The following is a 17,786-nucleotide window of genomic DNA, read 5'->3' on the forward strand; positions in this document are numbered from 1 at the left end:
CATAACAAGTCACTGCACCCGACCGTATGCTAAGCTGTTCATATCATCCAAAGCCAGTGGCCGCGGGTGAGTTCAGACGTTGGGCGGCTTCGCCTAAGTTCAAGTTGGGAGAGATTTTATGCCCCAGAGAAATACTTTGATATGCACGGTTGGAACAAGTCTTTTTGAAGGCAACTTAAGTCGTTTGTCAGCAACTACACCCAATGTGCCATCAAATTGGGAAAATATTCGCAAGGCTTATGATGAACAAAATTGGACAAATTTAGCTGAAGAGATGCTTAGAGTCTCGCCAACCGACAGAGTGTGCGGCGCTGAAATCAACACAATAGCTGAAATCAACACAATAGAAGAAGCCCGAAGAAAAAGCTGGCTTGAACTTGAAAATCTAATTTTTCTTGTTTCGGATACTCCTAAAGGAAAAAACACAGGAGAATTTCTAAAGCGCTATTTTGAACGACGTACCGACCTCAATTTACGAAATCTCGAATATCAAACTGTTGATAATCTTCAAGATGAGCGCCCCACAGATTTTAGAGTTCACGGCTTAAGAAATCTTGTTCGCAAAGCTGGCGAATATATACAAAGATTTGGTGGTGCTGAATATGTCGCCATTGACGCAACTGGCGGATACAAAGCGCAAATAGCAATAGCCGTTATTGTTGGGCAGGCATTGAACATACCTGTTTTTTATAAACACGAGAGATTTTCGGAAATTATAGATTTTCCTCCGTTGCCCATATCATTCGACTACGAAATTCTTGCACAAAATGCAGATGTACTAACAGACTTTGAACGCGGCGGAGCGTTTTCGCGCAGTGAATTAGGTGAAATTGACGAAAAGCTTCGTGTTTTATTGGCAGAGATTGTTGTTGATGGGGAGTCTGTTTACGAATTAAGTCCGATAGGGCAGATTTACTTAACAGGTTTTCGTATCCGCAACCCAAAGCCGGTAAGACTAATACCAGCCGAAAATAAAAAAGAGCCATCGTTTAGAGATGACCATTACCCAATTGGGTTTAGAGATTTCGTGGAAAAAGTTTGGCGGGAAAACCCATGGATAGTAACAGCGAACTCATTGCCTTACGACAAGCAGAAATCAATTAAGGGTATTGGATTCTATGTTCGAGAAGAAGATGGCAAGCTTATAGGAACGTTCCAAGATAAAAATAATTTTGGCGCAAGGTTTTGGATTCATGTTACCGATGAATCTTCAATCGCCTTAGCATGGGCGGCAGACACCTTAAACCGGAAGTACAGACCATGAACAACAACTACGCCGCCCAACACGCGCTTCCACCTGACACCGCTCCGCTGCGCTTCGCGGCGCAGGTGAAGCGCAGGCCGTTAGATGGCTGATCGATGCGGTTCATAATGAGAAGTCTGCCGATGAAGAGATGTATAGCTCTCAGGGTTATGGCCTCGGCGCTGCTCGTCTTGCCACTGACATCTGTACCGACTCACGCTCAGGGAGGGCGCGCTGATATTGAGATCGATTTCGGCGCGTGTACTCCTGAGCGGCGGTTGGTCTTCTTCGCCTTCGGCTCTACGACCATCGAAGTGGCGGGTAAGGCGGGGGGGAGATGCGTAATGAGGTACGGGACCGAAATCGAGAATCCGATTTGGGATGGGTTCCTTGATAAGACATGCAGGGTGCCACTGCAAGCAGGGAGGCTAAGGTTCACGGTGAGGGATGACGGGGTTGATTTCTCCCCCCTCAAGTCACACTGTGTTCCCACCCCACGTGTAAAGAAGAAGAATTGAGCGATGTCCTGCGGCGCAAAGGATTTGAAAGGTATATAACCGAGGAAGAACGGATGGAGTTCTTGAGCACTTTCGTTAGAGATGGCGTCTTGGTGGAGATTGTAGAGCGCGTGGCGACGTGTCGTGATCCCAAAGACGACAAGTTTCTTGAACTGGCTGTTAATGGCAAGGCAAGATGTGCGTGCCGTTAGATGTACCCAGAGACAAGATGATGAGCAAGCTCAAATGCCCTCATTGCGGGAACCCAGGGATCCCTGTCCTCTGCAAGGTGTGCCTCGGCTCAACTGTGCCTGCGACCTGCAAAGCGTTATGAATCTTTGTTTGAGTCGTAATTGAGAGGAAATAGGTGAGCTATAATTCCTAATGGACTTTTCTTTTCATTGCAGGTTGGGTAATGCAAAAACAGGAAGTCCTTACATTACTGGCAAATCACCAGAACACTCTGAAGGACTTTGGCGTAAAGTCTCTAATGCTCTTTGGTTCAGTAGCAAGGGATGAAGCGCAAACAGACAGTGATATCGATCTGCTAGTAGAGTTTGACCGTCCAGTTGGATTGTTCACTTTTGCACGCTTGAAACGATATCTAGAGGAAATTTTAGAGAGTCCGGTTGATCTAGGTACGCCTGACTCCCTCAAGCCCTATCTGCAAGAATCCGTTCTCCGGGAGGTGGTTCGTGCCTTCTAGAGATTGGCAGAACAGAGTAAGATCGGAAATAGAGGCAATTAAGTTAGATGAGGATCCCTCTGGGCCAGGATATATGGTTGTTTCAGACTGCAGGAAAGCAACTTGGGGATCCCAGGTTCCCATAGTCTGCTTTGGGAGACAGATAAGGGGTATGTTTGTGTTGGCCGGTTAGAGATCGAAGGCAGGGCAAATGTCCCAGACTTATTCGGAACGACTATCGCGAACGGAGCTATTGTACTGGCTACCGTCTCATCGCCATTTGAATTGACTATAAGTAAACACACAAGCTCTCAAGCACGGGGCGGCAACGGTGGGCATTGGATCCCGGGAACCAGGGATTCCAGCAAGCCGCTACAGGCATCCCAGAGCAGCTCGATCACGTAATGGAATCCAGCCTCACCCCCGTAGTAGGGATCCGGAACTTCTTCGTCAGAATGAGAGCGGCAATAGCTGCACATCAGGCGCACTTTCTCGGCATATTTTCCCTGGGGATCCAAGCTGAGAATGTCGCGGTAATTTTGTCGATCCATAGCCAGGATCAGGTCAAACTCGCGCAGGTCGGCAGGTCGAATCTGGCGGGCCTTGCCTTGTAGCTCTAGGCCATAGCATCGGGCTGCTTGTTGCATGCGCCTATCTGGGGGGCTGCCGATGTGATAGGCTGCCGTACCTGCTGAGTCGCAGATAATTGCTTCCTTATGGCCGCTGCTGCGCAAAAGGTGATTGGTGATGCCCTCAGCAGTAGGAGAGCGACAGATGTTACCCAGACAGACAAACAGAAGCTTTTGGCTCATGGCAACCTCCCCATCGGATCCCATGTGTGGGCCCACCACAGGATGTATCCGCCTGCAACAGCGGGACGGATTCCCTTTCTATTTTCCACCAAGAGCCGCTGCAATGTTTTGTCGGCGGCTATCGTAACATTGCAGATTTAATTGAACCGACAAGGGATCCCCAGGCACTGCTGCAATAGCTTCAGGTACTCTTGTCCATCCATGAGAAAGGCACCAAAACGGGCCAGGTGCGGGTTCATCAACTGAGCGTCGAATAGGCGAAAGCCCCGCTCCCGTAAGTGCTCCACCAACTTCACCAAGGCCACCTTCGAGCCGTTGGGGATGCGGTAGAACATCGACTCGCCGATAAACGCCGCTCCAAGGGCAATACCCAGGATCCCGCCTGCCAAGGTCTCTCCCTGCCAGGTTTCAAAGCTGTGGGCAAAGCCAGACCGGTGCAGAGCTGCGTAAATCTGCTTCAGCTCGGGGCTAATCCAGGTTTGGGGACGAGCGGCACAGCCCTCTACCACCTGCTCAAAAGCACAGTTCAGCCGCACCTGAAAGCGATTGCTGCGCACCAAGGGCCGCAATGAACGGGGGCAGTGGAATCGCTCATCGAGGGGGATCACCGCGTGCCGGTCGGTGCCGTACCAGGCCAGGGATCCCGTCTCTTCGTCGGCCATCAGAAAGTAGCCTTGGGCATAGCCTGCCAGAATGGTGGCCAGATCCACCTGCATTGCCTCAGTTGCGCTCCTCAAGATTGCCATTCTGCAGAGAGGCTGGCAAAATCCCCCCCATTGGCCCTGGGGTGACAATCCACACAGGCGCTCACCCGCACAGGAGTGGGAAACTCCACTTGCAGATGCAGGGCACGGAAATAGCGAGAATCTGCCAAGCGATAGGGCACCTGTTCCCCCTGTCGCAGGGGCCGGGAGTTGGGCCGCAAATAGCCCCAGGCCAGTTGTAAAGCCACACCGCTCAGGGGCTGGATCTGCTGGCCATAGTGGTTGGGATCCTGCAGCAGCCGTCGCCAGGTTTCAGTGGGCAACACTTGGGCGGGCAACGCCACATGGCAACCACCACAACTGCGCACATATTGAGCTTGCTCCAGTTGGGCTTGAGTCAGGCCCTGCTGGGCTTGTGCTCCCAGGTTCTGCGCTGATCCCGCCAGCAGGGATCCCATAAACCCGGACAGGATGACTACCATGCTGCAAATCCAAAACCGCCGGCGTCGTCGTTGCAAAGGAGCCATGCTCTCACACCCACTGCCCATGCTTTCCCACTCTAGACCCACTCTAGATCAGGTGGCCGCTCGCCACAGTGGGACGGAGTCCATAAGATCCGGCCTCAACTGCTGGGATCGACTTGATCGACTTGGCCTATTTTTGGAGGAGCTTGAGAGATCGCGGATCTCCTGCTGCATTTTCCGCATTTCTTGAGGCATCTCCCGCAGCTCCTCTTGGGCTTGATCCGTGCAGCGCTCGATGGCGCGGGTGCGCCTGTCAAAGCCGGCGACGGTCAAGTTTTTGGATCCCTCTCTGGATCAACCTGGCCAGAACCAGAAGGGAATCTGTTTGGGTTTAAAATAGCGGGGCTGCAGACTTTCCCACCAAGCGCTCATGAACCTACCCAGCTTACTCTGGCCGGATCCCGACGGGATCCCAGTGCCCTCTCAACCGGGGATCCTTGGCATTTTGGCTTCCGGCAATGGCAGCAATTTCGAAGCTATTGCCCAAGCCATTGAGGCTGGGGAACTGCAGGCCCAGATTGCTGTGGTCATCACCAACAATCCCAAAGCTTATGTGCGGCAGCGGGCCCAAAAGCGAGGGATCCCTTGCGTCTTGCTCGACCACCGAGACTACCCCTGTCGCGAAGACCTGGATGCAGCTATCCTCCAAGTGCTCTGGCAGCATCACGTGGAATGGGTGATCATGGCCGGGTGGATGCGCCTGGTTACCCAGGTGTTGTTGTCCGCCTACCCGGATCGCGTCTTGAACCTGCATCCTAGCCTGCTGCCCAGCTTCAAGGGCCTGCGGGCTGTTGAACAAGCCCTGAAGTGCGGCGTGAAAATTGCCGGCTGCACTGTCCATCGGGTCACCTTGGAAATGGACAGTGGCCCCATCGTGGCCCAAGCAGCCGTGCCGGTTCTGCCCGAAGATACCGTGGAATCCCTTTACCGGCGCATCCAGACCCAGGAGCACCGCCTCTACCCACTGGCCATCCGCCTCTGCCTGGCAGAGGGATCCCTGCTACCCAAGTCTTCGGGGAAGCTGCACAATTGAGGTTAAGTCCAACGCTGGCGCATCCCATGGCCGAGATCCCGCCTCTCCTCGTCTTCGATAGCCCGGTGATCCTGGCCGGTCGTCTGGCTCTATGGCAAGAGTGGGCTCGATTTGGGGTGTGTGTGCTGCCGCAGGCAGTGATGGCCGAGCTAGAACGCCTGAGCCGGCAGGCTATTGATCCCCAAGAAGAATCGACAGCCCGCGAGTTTTTGCGCCACTGGCCCAGTCTAGGGTTTGCCGTCTCAGAAGCCCGTGCCCTGGTGGGTGGTGCTGGTGCCGGCGATCAGTCCATGAGGGTACGTTTGGAAGAAGCGATTGCCGAATGCGCCTATGCCCTGGCCCAGCAGCAGCCGGGAACGCTGGTGGTTTTGGTCAGCAACGACCGGCCTTTGGTGGGGCAAATTCAGGGTCTGGGTCTCAACAACCTCTGTGCCATCTCTCTGGCAGAGCTGAACCGGTGGATGCGTCAGCAGCAGCGCCCTCAGGCTGTGGTTATGGCTTTGAATCGGTTACCAGGGCCACCCATTCCTGCCGCCCAGTTGACGTCCTCTACCCTCGCTCCACCTGCCCGTCCCTTGAGTTCCTCTCCAGCTTCCGGGAACCCCCCCGCCCAGGCGCGGCAGCGGTCTGGAGCTGCTCAGGTGGGGCCGAGCACAGCCCGCCTCTGGCCCTTTTTGAAAAGCCTACAGAATGCCCTTGCGTTGTTGCTGGCCCTGGTTTTCCTCTCGGCAACCGGGTTGCTGGCCTGGCGCCTGCTCGATCCAGAAGGAAGTGAAGGGATCTGGCGGCGGCTACCTCTCTCTCGGATCCCTTGGATTCGGGATCTATAGCCAGTTATTCCGAACCAACTTAAGACCCTTTCCGGTCTTCAGCCGGCCGCAGTCATTTTATAGTCGTTTCAGTTATTTCAGGTTAGGGTGAGACTCCTGGGCTGCTGATCGCGCCAGCGGGACGGAGTCCTTGAAAAGCCCTCTGGCCCTGTGCATTTAACGTTTGTTTTAGTGTTGTTTTAGGTGTGAGTGCAGTGTCCTAGTTGGAATGAAACGACCGTAATGAGGAATGAAACTGTTCCGTCGCATTGCCTGGGGGTGGTCGCGGAAGCGGCGTGGAAGGCTTGGGCGGCACCGCTGAGCAGTTGGGAAGCGTCTTAACCTAACTTGAAATGACTACAATGGGATCGACTCCAGCTCTTCTCCCAAGATGGGATCCCTGAAATACAAAGTTTGCTGCCAACCAGGATGAATTGGGTTTTGGCGCAGGTCAGCAGTGACGGGATGGCCAAAGTTACTGCTCAGCAATTGTAACGTTAAAGCCCTTATTTTTCAGGGTTTCCGCATGATAGCGGGCATACTCCAGTTGCTTAAATGCTGCCAACTGCACAAACTTCTGGCCATTCACATCTTTGACAAAGGCCCCATCAGAAACTTCTCGAGCACGTGCCAAGCTCTCATCTCCCGAGTAGGTAGTGAGCACCAAGAAGGTTCCCTCGCCGCGGTTCGGCCCCAGAGAGTCTACGCTGTTGTCGCTTAGGGGCACCACGTTCTGGGATCCCGCAGAAGTAGGCGATGAAGGTTGGGACGGGCGCTCCAGGCTGGCTGCCAACTGCTCCACCGTTTGCAAGCTGGGGGGAGAGGGTTCCTTGGAAGCCAAGGCCAAGTCGGTCTGCAGGCTGTCCAGCAGGTTAGGAACGCCTTGAAGAGGATCCACCTGTACGTCCTTCAAGTCCGGGGTGGCCGTCAAGCCCAGCGCCAGCCGATCCGGATCCAAGCCACCGGAATAGAACTCCTCTCCCACCTGCCCTTCCACCGGTTCCAGTGGGATCAGGGGCAACTGGGCCAAATCCAGCTGGGCAGGGATCCCTTCTTCCGCCCTGCTGGCAGCACTTTGGGGCAGGGACAGTTCTTCCGGCCAGATCAGCCAGCGCACCCCAAAGCCAATCCCCGCGCAGGAAAGCACCCACAGCAGCAAGACCCAGAGGGGCGAAAAGGATCCCCGTGGCATCTCTTCCTCTTCCAAGTCTTCCACCACCTCTTGAATGAGCACAGGTGAAGGGCGCTGTACAGAGCTGGTATTCCCAAGCTGACCTGCTCGTGGGGGCGGGACAGAGTCCATGCGCTGCAAACGCTGCCAGAGGCGGAATCGCTCCAGTTCTTTCAGCACATCCAAATGCAGATGGCTCAGCGCTTCCTGAAGAGCAAGTTGAGGAACTGGATGTGAATGGGACTGCTGTGCCGGAGACAGGGGTTGGGTAGGGTCTGGGGGAAGCGGAGAAGGACTCATAGACAGCCCACACTCAACTTGATGTAAAGTCGGAGAGCAAACAATGCCGATCCACTGTTACAGCCGGAAACAGCCTAACAGGAGAACCCACCTTGGGAACAAGGATTGCCAGCGCCCCATACCTTGCCATAAACCACCATGCCACAGGGCTATGGCAGTCTTCTAGGGCTTTGCCTCCAGATAGAGGGCACGCACATCTGTCGGTAGGTTCTGAAGCAAGATCTGGCGGGCAGAGGCAACGATGGCATCCACGTCTTCTGGGGCGAGGTAATATCCGTCAGCCTTGAGTTGGTCGGCAATGCGAACCGGTGGCCAGCCAAAGCGATCCCGCAGCAGCAGAATGAAGCGCAGATCCCCCGGCAAGGTATCCAAACCAGCAGTCAAATAACAGGCCAGTGCCGGTGAAAGAGAGGACTTTGCCCCGCCTCTGGTGGAGTCGAGACTGCAAGAAGCTTGAGGGCGGGTGGGGATCCCATCCAAGGATTGGATCAGCTCACGGGTTTGCTCCGCCAGCCAGGGTCGCAGCACAGGATCCCCTTCGCCAGCCGCTTCTTCCACAAGGCTGTGGACATCTAGGCGCTGTAGGCGCAGGTAAAGCCGCAACCAAACCTGCTCTCGATAGGCAGCCCACTGCTCGGGCGGCAGATGTTCGGCAAGGATCCCGTCCACCCACTGGCAGTAGCGGCAAAACAGGCTGATGAAGTAGCGGGCCACCTCCGGCTGCCGTTGAAAGGCCCGCAGCAACTCCAGATCGCTGTAATGGGCCACCCCCCGCACGATAGGGGCGTTGCATTCCGGCCAAAAGGCGGTAGCTTCGGGCATGAGAATTTCTCCCGCAGAAAAATCCCTAGCTATTCTCCAGGATCTCCCGGCAGGCGGATAACAACTGCTCCTGCTCCGGCAGGGTGCGCAGGCCAATGCGCAGGTAGCGATCTCCCAGCTCGGGAAAACTCAGGCAATCCCGCACCAGAATCCGGTGCCGCTGCAGCAGCGCCCGCTGAATTTGCGTGGCAGAGCCAGGGCAGCGCACCAACACAAAATTGGCTTGACCAGGCCAGGGATCCCAGCCGGGCAGCGCTTGCAAACCCCTGAGCAAATGCTCTCGGGCCACGGGTAGCCAGGCCAAGGTGCGCCGGCGGAAGTCCTCATCGGCCAAAGCTGCCGCCACTGCCACTCCCGCCAATCCGTTGACGCTCCAGGGATCCCGCCACTGCCGCCAGCGCTGCCAGTGATCCGGGTGCCCCACCGCAAAGCCAATGCGCAAGCCGGGCAGGGTGAAAAACTTGGTGAGGGAACGGATGACGATGGTGTTGGGGTGAGCCGCCAGGTGGGGGATCAAGGTTTGGCTGCGGGGCATTGCCGACGGCCTGGAGTTTAAGCTCAGGGTGGGCTCCCCCGGCAAAAAGTCCATAAAAGCCTCGTCCACCACCACCCGGTCGAACTGGGGCAGGAGAGGCAGGATATCTTGCTGCGGGATCAGCCAGCCCGTCGGGTTATGAGGGTTGTTCAGCCAGAGCACTCGGCTCCCCTTGCCTGCCGCCGGAAGCGGCTCCTGGAGAAAGGCGAAACTAGGGGATCCCTGGCCGGGGAAAAAAGGCAGCGGCTTGATGGTCGCCCCTGCTGCCCGCAGAGCCCGCGCATAATCCCCAAAAGCAGGCTGGGGCAGCCATACCTCCCGCCCTTGCGCATCCCGGGCTGCCCAGGTGAGCAACTCCGCTGCCCCATTGCCCACAAAGATCCACTCAGGATCGACGGCCCAATGGTTGGCTAAACAGATGCGCAACTCCCGATAGTCGGGATCCGGGTAGCGGCTGATTACAACCGGGTCTGCTGCAGACAGCGCCTGAGTCAGAGCTTGCAAGACCGATTCCGGTGGGCCCAGCGGATTCAAGCTGGCCGAAAAATCCAGAATCTCCTGGGGAGAGCAGCCAGCGATTGCTGCTCCCCAAGCCCAATTGCCACCATGTCGAGGCTGCTCCACGCCCTACCCAGCAGCCGTTCGCGTCAGCGGGACGGAGTCCTTGTCCCAACCCGGCGAAATTAAGATTTCCCCCCTGCTACTGCTTCGCGGAATGACTTGCCCGCCGTAAAAGTGGGGACGATGCTCTCTGGGATCACCATTTTTTGGTTGGTTTTCGGGTTGCGACCTTCCCGCTCTTTGCGCTTGCGAGCCTCAAAGGAGCCGAAGCCCACCAGGGTCACCTTCCCCTTGGGTTCACCGTTTTCATCGCGGGATGCGACCTCCTCGACAATGATCTCCAGTGCGGCGGAAATGACAGCCTCCGCTTCTTTTTTGGTTACATTGGCGCGATGAGCGACGGCATCAACAAGTTCTGCCTTGTTCATCCTGATCTCCTTTTGAGTTAGGCAATAAAGTTAGAGCGTTCCCTGGATCGCGGATTCGCTCAGGCGTTGCAGAGCGGCCACGGCCCAGAGTGTTCTCAGTGTGTGGGAGCGGGGCTTGCCCTGCAATGCGCCAAGGCGCCACTGGCGCGAATGGCAGGATTGTGGCAGTTGAGCTCCAAATCACTGACATATTCTACAGCTAAGTTAGGGCAGAAGCCTGCTGGGCAAGGGGTTTTAGGGGATCTTAACGCAATTTTCTGGGAGACAAGAGACTGCATATACCCAGTTGGCTCGGATCCGACAGAAAGCTAGGGCTCACGACTCGGGTCGGAAGTAGGCCCGCATCACCTCTCGAAAGATGGGAGCGGCCCGTGATCCACCCCCACCGCCGCTGTTTTCCAGAAAAACCACGACCACCAATTCGGGCCGGTCGTAGGGAGCATAGCCAACATACCAAGCGTGGGATCGCCGCGGCGGATCCTCTGCGGTGCCGGTTTTACCAGCCGTTGGGGGAAATCCTGGCCCCAGGTTGGCGTTGCCGCCAGTGCCGTAAACCACGACATCTCGCAGCCCCTGCTGCAGGATCTCCAGGGTGGCAGGGGAAAGACCTACCTTTTGGCGCAGCGGCACAGGGCTTTCCGGGATCACCTGGTGCGAGAGCAAGGGGCGCACCCGCCAGCCCCCATTGGCCACTGCCGCCGTTACCACCGCCATTTGCAGCGGCGTAGCGGTAATAAATCCCTGGCCGATGGACATGTTGACCGTGTCGCCCACATACCAGGGCTCGCGCCAGTGGCGCTGCTTCCACTCAGCATCCGGCACCAGACCCGCGGCTTCCCCTTTGAGGCCAATCCCGGTCAGTTGTCCCAACCCAAAGCGGCGCGACCATTCTTGCAAAGGGGCAGCCTTGGTGCCGAGGGCGATTTGGTAGAAAAAGGTGTCGCTGCTGTAGGCCATCGCCTGCCGGTAGTTCAGCCGCCCGAAGCCGGCCCGGTTCCAGTCCCAAAAGCGCCACCCTCCCACCTGGATGTAGGGGCCGGTCTGCAGCACCGTATTCGGGGGAAAGGCTCCCGACTCAATCCCGGCAGCGGTGGTGATGATTTTGTAGGTGCTGGCGGGGGGATAGGGCCGCAGGCCGCGGTTGAGGAAGGGAAAATCCTGCTGCTGCAGGCTCTCCCACTGGGCTTGGGTGATGCGGCTGGAAAAGAGGTTGGGATCAAAGGTGGGATAGCTGGCCATGGCCAGGATCGACCCATCGCTGGGATCCATGGCGATCACCGCTCCTTTTTGCTGGCCGAGGGCTCGCTCTGCCGCCTGCTGCAGCCGCACATCCAAAGTGAGCTGCAGGGTGTTGCCCGGTTGGGGCGCTTGTTCCCCCAGCACCCGCAGCACCTCTCCCATGGCGTCCACCTCCACCTGTCGCCCGCCCCATTGGCCGCGCAGATGGTTCTCGAACAATTCCTCCACTCCCATTAGGCCAACGATATCCCCCAGGCGATAGCTGGGATCCGCCCGCAGTTGTTCCTGCGAGATCTCGCCGGTGTAGCCCAGCAGGTGAGCAGCCAAGTCGCCGTGGGGATAAAACCGCACCGTCTCCGCCTCCACCATCACTCCCGGCAGCTCGCGGCTCATCTCCTCCAGTTGAATGACCACCTGGGGGCTGGCGTTGCGCAGGATGCGCACGGGAAAAGGGGAACGATATCCAGCCTGTTCTAGCTTTTGGGCGATCTCCTCAGGGGCGATGTTCAAGTAGTCTGCCAACTTGGGGATCATCTCCTGCCAGCGCTGCCGAGACTGCACCAGAGGCCAGAGGAAGACCGAGTGGGACAATCGGCTGCCCGCCAGCAATACACCGTTGCGATCCACAATGCGCCCGCGTTCTGGCGGCTGGGGCAGCAGGCGAATGCGGTTGGTATCGGCCAACTGGCGGTAATACTGGGTGCGCGCCAACTGCAGGTAGGCCAGACGGGATCCTAGCCCTCCGAACAGCAGCAGGCTGGCCAGCAAGAGCAAGACAACGGCCCGATAGCCTTGCCCCACCGTTTTGGTCGGCAGGGATCCCAGCCAACGAGGACTACCGCCGTCCGGCGGGGGTGGGGGAAGCACCCGGCGGGGGGCAGGCGGTCTGGAATGGGGGGAGAACAGGGCTTGCGGATCCCGTCCTGCCAAGGTGTGGGGGCTTCGCGCGGCGTTGCTGACGGGGTAGAGTTTGGCCATGAACTTGCCAGAAGAATTGCAACCGATACACCCAAAATCAAGAGGAGATGCCCGCTCTTGGGCGGGCCCTCTCAGCATCCATCCAGTATCCCTGGCTCTGGCAAGCCTCGTCCAGGAGTGGCAGCGTGGATAGAGCAGAACAACAGCGGCTACGCCAGGCTGCCTGGCTGATGGTGGGCAATGGCCTGCGCCTGGGGTTGTCTGGGGCCTATTTCATCCTGTTGGCGCGGCTGTTGGGGCCGGAAGCCTTCGGGGTTTTCTCCGCCATCTTGGCCTGCAGCAACCTGGCCGCCCCGTTTGGCTATTTGGGCCAATCGGAACTGCTGATCCAGCGCCTCAGCCGGCAGGGATCCCCGACTTGCACCCAGGGGATTGGCCCCAGCTTATGGTTGGCGGGATTGGGCTGTGGGGGGATGGCGCTGGTGTTGTGGCCCCTCTTGAGCGTTTGGCTGGCCGGGACGCCGGCAGCGGTGGTGGGGGTATTGCTTTTGAGCGATCTGCTGTTCATCGCGGTGCCAGAGGTGTACAGGGGGATCCTGATCGGGAGAGAGCAGGCTGCTGGGGTAGCCCTCATCGACACGGGCATGGCGCTGGGGCGATTGGGGGCAGTGTTGTTGGCGGTGGCCTTGGGCTGGGGATCCCTGGTGCAATGGGCTGTTCTGTACGGCCTGATGGTGTTGGTCGTGCTGCTGCTGATCGCGAGGGGGATGGGACGGTGGAGCGAGCCTTCTCTCCCCTTGGCCCTGAGCTGGAGAGATCTGCGGGAACGGCTGACAGCGGGCTGGGACTTTGCGGTGGGGCTGGCCGCGGTGAAAACCTTCACCGATTTGGATAAGCTGCTCTTGCCCCGTTTGGCCTCAGCAGCAGCGGGGGGTCTTTACAGCGCTGCCTATCGGGTGATCAACTTCTCGCAAACGCCGATGATTGCTCTGCTCACCAGCCATTTTGCCGAGCTGTGCCGCCAAGGCCAAAAAGGACTCCCACAAGGCTGGCGCTACGCCTGTCACCTTTCCCCTTGGGTGGTGGGCTACGGCAGTTTGGCCGCCCTGGGGCTGGCGCTGGGATCCTACGGGATCCCCTGGGTGCTGGGATCGGCTTACCGGGAAACGGCCCTCATCCTGCGTTGGCTCAGCCCGGTCATTTTGCTAGAGGGGATCCACCTTTTGCTGTCTCACCTGCTCACCGGGGCAGGGTTGCAAAAGCCCCGCAGCCGTCTGCAACTGATGGCTCTGGGGCTGAATGGGCTTTTGAATGCGGTTTGGATCCCAAGGTGGGGTTGGCAGGGGGCGGCCCTAGCGACCTTGCTGTCGGAGATGGCCTTGGTGCTGGCTTTGCTGCTGTTGATTGGGGGGCGATTGCACGCTCTGCAGAGATCTGGGCCTAGGGAGCCTTAACAATTTTGTAGGTGGCTTTGGCATCGGGGCCAAAGGTGATCACATCCCCCGACTTGAGCTGGTGGGTGGTCAATTTCTGGCCGTTGATCAACAAGCCATTGGTGCTGGGCCGACCCTCCAAATCCCCATCCAAAATGCGGTAGCAATATTCTCCCTCTCGCTCGGCGGGAATCCGCAGCAGCATGGCGTGGTAGCGGGAGGCATACTGAGAGTTGAGACAGATGTCGTTCGCCAAGTCCCGACCGATGAAGTATTTGGCGGATCCCAGCACCTGGGTACGGCGGCCATCTCGGTCTTCCACGATCAAGATGTGCTGGTGGGTACCGGAAGGAGAAGGCACAGATTCAACCATACTTCCGCTGCCAATACCAGTGTTTAACGGTACCTCAAACTATACCCAAGTTTAGCCCTCTTCCTGCTGTTGCTGGGTCTGCAAAACCGCTTATTATCCAGCACCCAAGAACCTGACCTAGCGAGGAACATTCTGGAGCAGTGAGCCGACCCATCCGGGGAAGAGGGTGTAAGCTCCTACCGCCCATTGGGCCATGCCCACCACCACCTCTGACTTGGACTGGCGAGCGGCGTCCCAAATGGCTTCGGCAACTTCTTCCGGCTGGCTGGCCCAGAAACTCTCCAGCGCCTGTTGCATTTGCTCGCGGGCTTTGCCACCTGAGGTTTGGGAGTGGCCATCGGGAGAGGACTCTGGCCCCACCTCATCCAGAAAAATGGCTCGCTTGAGGAAATTGCTGCTGACGATGCCCGGATGGACGCCAATTACCTGGATCCCTTGGGGTTGCAGTTCCAGACGCAGCGCTTCTGTCAGCCCACTGACCGCGTACTTGCTGGCACAATAGGCGCTCATCTGGGGCAGGGGCATTTTGCCGCCAATGGATCCCACGTTGATGATCTGGCCTTTTTTGCGCTTCAACATGTCGGGGAGCACGGCTCGGATGGTGTGGAGGTAGCCCCAAAAGTTGACCGCCATCAAAGCCTGCCAGTGTTCCAGGGTAGTTTGCAAAAAAGGGCCACTCATGCAGATGCCGGCGTTGTTGATCAGGCAATCGATGCGGCCATAGCGTTCCAGAGTTCTCTCCACCAGGTTTTGCACCTGTTCTGGCTGCGTGACATCGGTGGGAACGGCCAAGACCTCGGCATTTAGGCTTTGCTCTAGGTCGATGGCCGTTTGCTTCAGGGTTTCGGCAGTGCGGGCAGCCAGCGCCAATCGGTAACCCCCACGGGCAAAGGTAAAGGCAGTAGCTCTGCCGATGCCTTCAGAGGCGCCTGTAATTAAAACAACATCGGCCATCCTGCTTCTCCGCAAATCTGGACTGGGATCCTTCTACCTGTTGTAGCTTCTCCGAGAGTTAGGGATCCCTGCTTGGCTGAGGGCTTAAGATACTGAACGATAGCGAAGATAAGGTTTATGGCCTCTACCTACTCATTTGATATCGTCAGTGATTTCGATCGGCAGGAACTGGTGAACGCTGTGGATCAAGCCCGACGGGAGATCAAACAGCGCTACGACCTCAAGGATACTCAGACGGAAATTGAGCTGGAGGAGGGATCCCTGACCATCACCACCGCCAACGACATGGCCCTCAACTCCATTCGGGATCTGCTTCTTACCAAAGCAGCCAAGCGGGGTCTATCCCTGAAGATCTTCGACTTCCAACCCCCAGAGAGCGCCGGCGGCAACCGAGTGCGCCAGGTGGTTCACCTGAAAAAGGGCATTGATGCCACACTGGCCAAACAGATCGCCAAGCAAATCCGCGACAACTTTAAGAAAGTGCAGCCTGCCATTCAAGGGGATCTGGTGCGCGTTTCCGGCAAGGATAAAGACGAGCTACAGGCGGTCATTCAAATGCTTAGGCAGCAGGACTACCCGGTGGCGCTGCAATTTGTCAACTATCGATAGGGATCCTCTGGGCTTCCGTATCTTTCCCCTCAACCCCTCTTGCAAGATTAGAGATCTCAGGATCTGTGAAATGTTGGGTTTAATGGCTGCTGGAAATGGTGATGGCCTACGCTCCTCAAAGCTTGAGTTTTCGGCCAATTGGGACAGGGGGCTCTGGTGAGAAATCTTGTGAAAGTAACCGTCGGAATCAAGCCAGCAAGTCTCTGAGAATCTCATTGGAAAATAGCCAGCCATCGGGCGGAATCAGCCGTAGCCGGCCTGCCTCACAACTGGCCCATCCCTTCTCAAAATAGGGATCCAGCCTCTCCAAAGCTTGCTCGACCTTTGCCCGGCCAAAACGCTCCTGTAAATGGCACAAATCCAGACCTTCCTTTAGACGCAACCCCAACATCAAAGTATCCATCCAAACTTCCTCTGGGGATGCTTCAGGAGGGAGAGGGTGGACTCCGACTTTCACCTGCTCGAAGTAGTGGTAAAGGGTTTTGGGCTGCTGAATGCGCCGTCCCCCCTCGTAGCCGACGGATCCCATGCCAAAGCCAAAGTAAGGGCGATTTTTCCAGTACACTCGGTTGTGGCGACAGGCGTAGCCGGGGCGGGCAAAATTGGAGATTTCGTAGTGGATGTAGCCCGCTTCGGTGAGCAGCTCCCGCGCCATTAGGTACATGGCAACTGTGGTTTCCTCGCTGGGCAAAGGTGCTGCTCCCGGTCGGTACATCCGACCAAAGCGGGTTCCCGGTTCAATCGTCAGATCATAGACGGAGACATGGGTGGGGTTAATCTCAAGAACAGCTCGTAGAGACTGCTGCCAGTGTTCCAAAGTCTGGTAGGGCAGCCCAAAGATCAAATCCAGGTTGAAATTCTCAAAGCCCGCCGCCTGCAAGTCGGCCACGGCTTCGTAAACTTCCTCCACTCCATGCAGGCGACCACAAGCGGCCAGCAGCTCTGGCTGAAATGCCTGTACCCCTAGGCTGATGCGGTTGACCCCCAGCTCCCGGTAGCCCGCCAACTGCTCCCGCGTCAGGGTGCCGGGGTTGGCCTCCAGAGAAATCTCGCAGTCGGGATGAAACGGGATCCTCTCCCTCAATTGAGTCAAGATCCGCCCCAGTTGCTCCACCGTCAGCAGAGAAGGGGTGCCACCCCCGAAAAAAATGCTGGTCAACGGTCTGGGATCCCCGGCCAGATGGCGGTAGCGGTAGGCGCCGCCGATCTCTCGGCAGAGCATTTGCACGTAGGTTTCCATCAACTTGCGGGTGCCCAGGCCGGTGGCAAAATCACAGTAGTGGCAGCGTTGCCGACAAAAAGGGATGTGCAGGTAAGCCGCCTCAGGCCAATCAACCTGGTCGCGACAGGGTTGCGGAGCAGTACCGGTCGGAGTGGGATCGTGCGAAGCAATTGCCACAGCCATGAGTCAGCTCAAACGGGTTAGAACCACTATACTGATAGACTCCGAAACTCCTCACGAGAAGGGATCCCATGGGGACTGTACGCCTGGCGGTGATCGACTATGAGGCGGGAAATCTGCATTCGGCTTGCAAAGGGCTGGAGCGGGCCGGAGCTGAGGTGCAGCTAGTAACAGAGCCAACTGGACTAGCGGCTTTTGACGGCATTGTCCTGCCCGGCGATGGGGCCTTTGACCCAGCCATGCAGCAGCTGCGGGCGCGGGGCTTTGGGAAAGCGATCCGGGAAGCTGTGGAGCGGCAACAGCCTTTTTTAGGCATTTGCCTTGGGCTGCAAGTTTTGTTCGAAAGCAGCGAAGAGGGAACAGAGCCAGGGCTGAGCATTGTGCCTGGACGGGTGCAGCGCTTTCGACCGGAGCCGGGCTTGCGTATCCCCCACATGGGCTGGAACCAGTTGCACCTTACCCAACCCCAATCGCCTCTTTGGGCAGGGATCCCGAATCAAAGCTGGGTTTACTTTGTCCACTCCTACCACGCAGTGCCCAATGACCCAAGCTGGGTGGCTGCTACCACCCAACACGGCAGCCAAACCTGTGTAGCCGCTATTGCCCGCGGCACCTTGTTTGCTACCCAATTTCACCCCGAAAAGTCGGGCCCTGTTGGCTTGCAGATGTTGCAAAACTTTGTCGAGTTTGCTGCCCGTTGCTCCCTTTTATCTGCTCCCAGAGCTTAGTGCCCC

General features: G+C 57.3%; 21 protein-coding genes. 8 read left to right on the plus strand and 13 right to left on the minus strand.

Going from position 1 to position 17,786, the window contains the following annotated elements; all coding sequences use genetic code 11:
* Positions 1–118 precede the first annotated feature (118 nt).
* The 3 genes from ACVWYY_RS00650 (at position 119) to ACVWYY_RS00660 (ending at position 2,446) form a co-directional block, all read left to right on the plus strand.
* Positions 119–1,264 (plus strand): putative CRISPR-associated protein, encoded by a 1,146-nt coding sequence (locus ACVWYY_RS00650; protein ID WP_457402111.1) that lies wholly within the window; start codon positions 119–121, stop codon positions 1,262–1,264.
* Positions 1,265–1,757: 493 nt separating this feature from the next.
* Positions 1,758–1,952, plus strand: coding sequence for a PIN domain-containing protein (locus tag ACVWYY_RS00655; RefSeq protein WP_202943711.1), 195 nt, complete (start codon positions 1,758–1,760; stop codon positions 1,950–1,952).
* Between the two features lie 203 nt (positions 1,953–2,155).
* Entirely contained in the window at positions 2,156–2,446 is a 291-nt protein-coding gene (locus ACVWYY_RS00660; protein WP_011432542.1) for a nucleotidyltransferase family protein, read from the plus strand.
* Between the two features lie 290 nt (positions 2,447–2,736).
* On the opposite strand, the gene ACVWYY_RS00665 is transcribed toward ACVWYY_RS00660, so the two are convergent.
* From ACVWYY_RS00665 to ACVWYY_RS00680, 4 genes are all read right to left on the minus strand, one after another.
* Positions 2,737–3,237 (minus strand): low molecular weight protein-tyrosine-phosphatase, encoded by a 501-nt coding sequence (locus ACVWYY_RS00665; RefSeq protein ID WP_011432541.1) that lies wholly within the window; start codon positions 3,235–3,237, stop codon positions 2,737–2,739.
* A 137-nt stretch (positions 3,238–3,374) separates the two neighbouring features.
* Positions 3,375–3,953 (minus strand): leucyl/phenylalanyl-tRNA--protein transferase, encoded by a 579-nt coding sequence (aat, locus tag ACVWYY_RS00670; RefSeq protein WP_457402257.1) that lies wholly within the window; start codon positions 3,951–3,953, stop codon positions 3,375–3,377.
* Positions 3,954–3,970: 17 nt separating this feature from the next.
* Positions 3,971–4,423 carry a hypothetical protein gene (locus tag ACVWYY_RS00675; protein ID WP_414357960.1) on the minus strand — a complete coding sequence of 151 codons (453 nt, stop codon included), beginning with the start codon at positions 4,421–4,423 and terminating at the stop codon, positions 3,971–3,973.
* A 93-nt stretch (positions 4,424–4,516) separates the two neighbouring features.
* Entirely contained in the window at positions 4,517–4,738 is a 222-nt protein-coding gene (locus ACVWYY_RS00680; RefSeq protein WP_011432538.1) for a hypothetical protein, read from the minus strand.
* 97 nt (positions 4,739–4,835) lie between these two features.
* On the opposite strand from ACVWYY_RS00680, the gene purN reads away from it, so the two are divergent.
* Both purN and ACVWYY_RS00690 read left to right on the plus strand, forming a co-directional pair.
* Positions 4,836–5,498, plus strand: coding sequence for a phosphoribosylglycinamide formyltransferase (gene purN, locus ACVWYY_RS00685; protein WP_414352200.1), 663 nt, complete (start codon positions 4,836–4,838; stop codon positions 5,496–5,498).
* Between the two features lie 26 nt (positions 5,499–5,524).
* Entirely contained in the window at positions 5,525–6,328 is an 804-nt protein-coding gene (locus tag ACVWYY_RS00690; protein WP_457402108.1) for a PIN domain-containing protein, read from the plus strand.
* Positions 6,329–6,664: 336 nt separating this feature from the next.
* On the opposite strand, the gene ACVWYY_RS00695 is transcribed toward ACVWYY_RS00690, so the two are convergent.
* The 6 genes from ACVWYY_RS00695 to mrdA form a co-directional block, all read right to left on the minus strand.
* On the minus strand, positions 6,665–6,796 hold the full coding sequence (locus ACVWYY_RS00695) for a hypothetical protein (protein ID WP_414373289.1): 132 nt from the start codon (positions 6,794–6,796) through the stop codon (positions 6,665–6,667).
* Positions 6,783–7,658 carry a hypothetical protein gene (locus tag ACVWYY_RS00700; protein ID WP_457439267.1) on the minus strand — a complete coding sequence of 292 codons (876 nt, stop codon included), beginning with the start codon at positions 7,656–7,658 and terminating at the stop codon, positions 6,783–6,785. The genes ACVWYY_RS00695 and ACVWYY_RS00700 overlap by 14 nt, the downstream gene beginning before the upstream one ends.
* 282 nt (positions 7,659–7,940) lie before the next feature.
* Complete coding sequence (locus ACVWYY_RS00705) at positions 7,941–8,600, minus strand: hypothetical protein (protein ID WP_011432533.1); 660 nt, start codon at positions 8,598–8,600, stop codon at positions 7,941–7,943.
* A gap of 25 nt (positions 8,601–8,625) precedes the next feature.
* Positions 8,626–9,759, minus strand: coding sequence for a threonine-phosphate decarboxylase CobD (gene cobD / locus ACVWYY_RS00710; protein WP_457439269.1), 1,134 nt, complete (start codon positions 9,757–9,759; stop codon positions 8,626–8,628).
* 59 nt (positions 9,760–9,818) lie between these two features.
* A complete protein-coding gene (locus ACVWYY_RS00715; protein ID WP_414332065.1) occupies positions 9,819–10,124 on the minus strand; it encodes an HU family DNA-binding protein in 306 nt (101 codons plus the stop codon).
* Between the two features lie 315 nt (positions 10,125–10,439).
* Entirely contained in the window at positions 10,440–12,341 is a 1,902-nt protein-coding gene (mrdA, locus tag ACVWYY_RS00720) for a penicillin-binding protein 2 (protein WP_414373296.1), read from the minus strand.
* 125 nt (positions 12,342–12,466) lie between these two features.
* On the opposite strand from mrdA, the gene ACVWYY_RS00725 reads away from it, so the two are divergent.
* The gene (locus ACVWYY_RS00725) at positions 12,467–13,735 is read left to right on the plus strand and encodes a lipopolysaccharide biosynthesis protein (protein WP_414352208.1); all 1,269 of its coding nucleotides are present in this window, start codon (positions 12,467–12,469) and stop codon (positions 13,733–13,735) included.
* On the opposite strand, the gene ACVWYY_RS00730 is transcribed toward ACVWYY_RS00725, so the two are convergent.
* Positions 13,722–14,087 (minus strand): FHA domain-containing protein, encoded by a 366-nt coding sequence (locus ACVWYY_RS00730; RefSeq protein ID WP_011432528.1) that lies wholly within the window; start codon positions 14,085–14,087, stop codon positions 13,722–13,724. The genes ACVWYY_RS00725 and ACVWYY_RS00730 overlap by 14 nt on opposite strands.
* Before the next feature lie 117 nt (positions 14,088–14,204).
* Positions 14,205–15,041 (minus strand): SDR family oxidoreductase, encoded by an 837-nt coding sequence (locus tag ACVWYY_RS00735; protein WP_414343420.1) that lies wholly within the window; start codon positions 15,039–15,041, stop codon positions 14,205–14,207.
* A 117-nt stretch (positions 15,042–15,158) separates the two neighbouring features.
* Between ACVWYY_RS00735 and ACVWYY_RS00740 the strand changes: the two genes are divergently transcribed.
* Positions 15,159–15,650: a YajQ family cyclic di-GMP-binding protein gene (locus ACVWYY_RS00740; RefSeq protein ID WP_011432526.1), complete on the plus strand. Its 492-nt coding sequence runs from the start codon at positions 15,159–15,161 to the stop codon at positions 15,648–15,650.
* A gap of 187 nt (positions 15,651–15,837) precedes the next feature.
* Here the strand turns inward: ACVWYY_RS00740 and hemW are convergent, their stop codons facing one another.
* The gene (hemW, locus tag ACVWYY_RS00745) at positions 15,838–17,055 is read right to left on the minus strand and encodes a radical SAM family heme chaperone HemW (protein ID WP_457402099.1); all 1,218 of its coding nucleotides are present in this window, start codon (positions 17,053–17,055) and stop codon (positions 15,838–15,840) included.
* A gap of 68 nt (positions 17,056–17,123) precedes the next feature.
* On the opposite strand from hemW, the gene hisH reads away from it, so the two are divergent.
* On the plus strand, positions 17,124–17,780 hold the full coding sequence (gene hisH, locus ACVWYY_RS00750) for an imidazole glycerol phosphate synthase subunit HisH (protein WP_414328912.1): 657 nt from the start codon (positions 17,124–17,126) through the stop codon (positions 17,778–17,780).
* The last annotated feature ends 6 nt before the right edge of the window (positions 17,781–17,786 follow it).

It is taken from the genome of Thermostichus sp. MS-CIW-34 (genome assembly GCF_054060435.1).

Bases quoted from the DNA above. Each gene is read 5' to 3' on its own strand.
- mrdA (WP_414373296.1), bottom strand. From the start codon at position 12,341: ATGGCCAAACTCTACCCCGTCAGCAACGCCGCGCGAAGCCCCCACACC.
- purN (WP_414352200.1), top strand. From the start codon at position 4,836: ATGAACCTACCCAGCTTACTCTGGCCGGATCCCGACGGGATCCCAGTG.
- hisH (WP_414328912.1), top strand. From the start codon at position 17,124: ATGGGGACTGTACGCCTGGCGGTGATCGACTATGAGGCGGGAAATCTG.
- aat (WP_457402257.1), bottom strand. From the start codon at position 3,953: ATGCAGGTGGATCTGGCCACCATTCTGGCAGGCTATGCCCAAGGCTAC.
- ACVWYY_RS00690 (WP_457402108.1), top strand. From the start codon at position 5,525: ATGGCCGAGATCCCGCCTCTCCTCGTCTTCGATAGCCCGGTGATCCTG.
- ACVWYY_RS00650 (WP_457402111.1), top strand. From the start codon at position 119: ATGCCCCAGAGAAATACTTTGATATGCACGGTTGGAACAAGTCTTTTT.
- ACVWYY_RS00705 (WP_011432533.1), bottom strand. From the start codon at position 8,600: ATGCCCGAAGCTACCGCCTTTTGGCCGGAATGCAACGCCCCTATCGTG.
- hemW (WP_457402099.1), bottom strand. From the start codon at position 17,055: ATGGCTGTGGCAATTGCTTCGCACGATCCCACTCCGACCGGTACTGCT.
- ACVWYY_RS00665 (WP_011432541.1), bottom strand. From the start codon at position 3,237: ATGAGCCAAAAGCTTCTGTTTGTCTGTCTGGGTAACATCTGTCGCTCT.
- ACVWYY_RS00660 (WP_011432542.1), top strand. From the start codon at position 2,156: ATGCAAAAACAGGAAGTCCTTACATTACTGGCAAATCACCAGAACACT.
- ACVWYY_RS00675 (WP_414357960.1), bottom strand. From the start codon at position 4,423: ATGGTAGTCATCCTGTCCGGGTTTATGGGATCCCTGCTGGCGGGATCA.
- ACVWYY_RS00735 (WP_414343420.1), bottom strand. From the start codon at position 15,041: ATGGCCGATGTTGTTTTAATTACAGGCGCCTCTGAAGGCATCGGCAGA.
- ACVWYY_RS00715 (WP_414332065.1), bottom strand. From the start codon at position 10,124: ATGAACAAGGCAGAACTTGTTGATGCCGTCGCTCATCGCGCCAATGTA.
- ACVWYY_RS00730 (WP_011432528.1), bottom strand. From the start codon at position 14,087: ATGGTTGAATCTGTGCCTTCTCCTTCCGGTACCCACCAGCACATCTTG.
- ACVWYY_RS00740 (WP_011432526.1), top strand. From the start codon at position 15,159: ATGGCCTCTACCTACTCATTTGATATCGTCAGTGATTTCGATCGGCAG.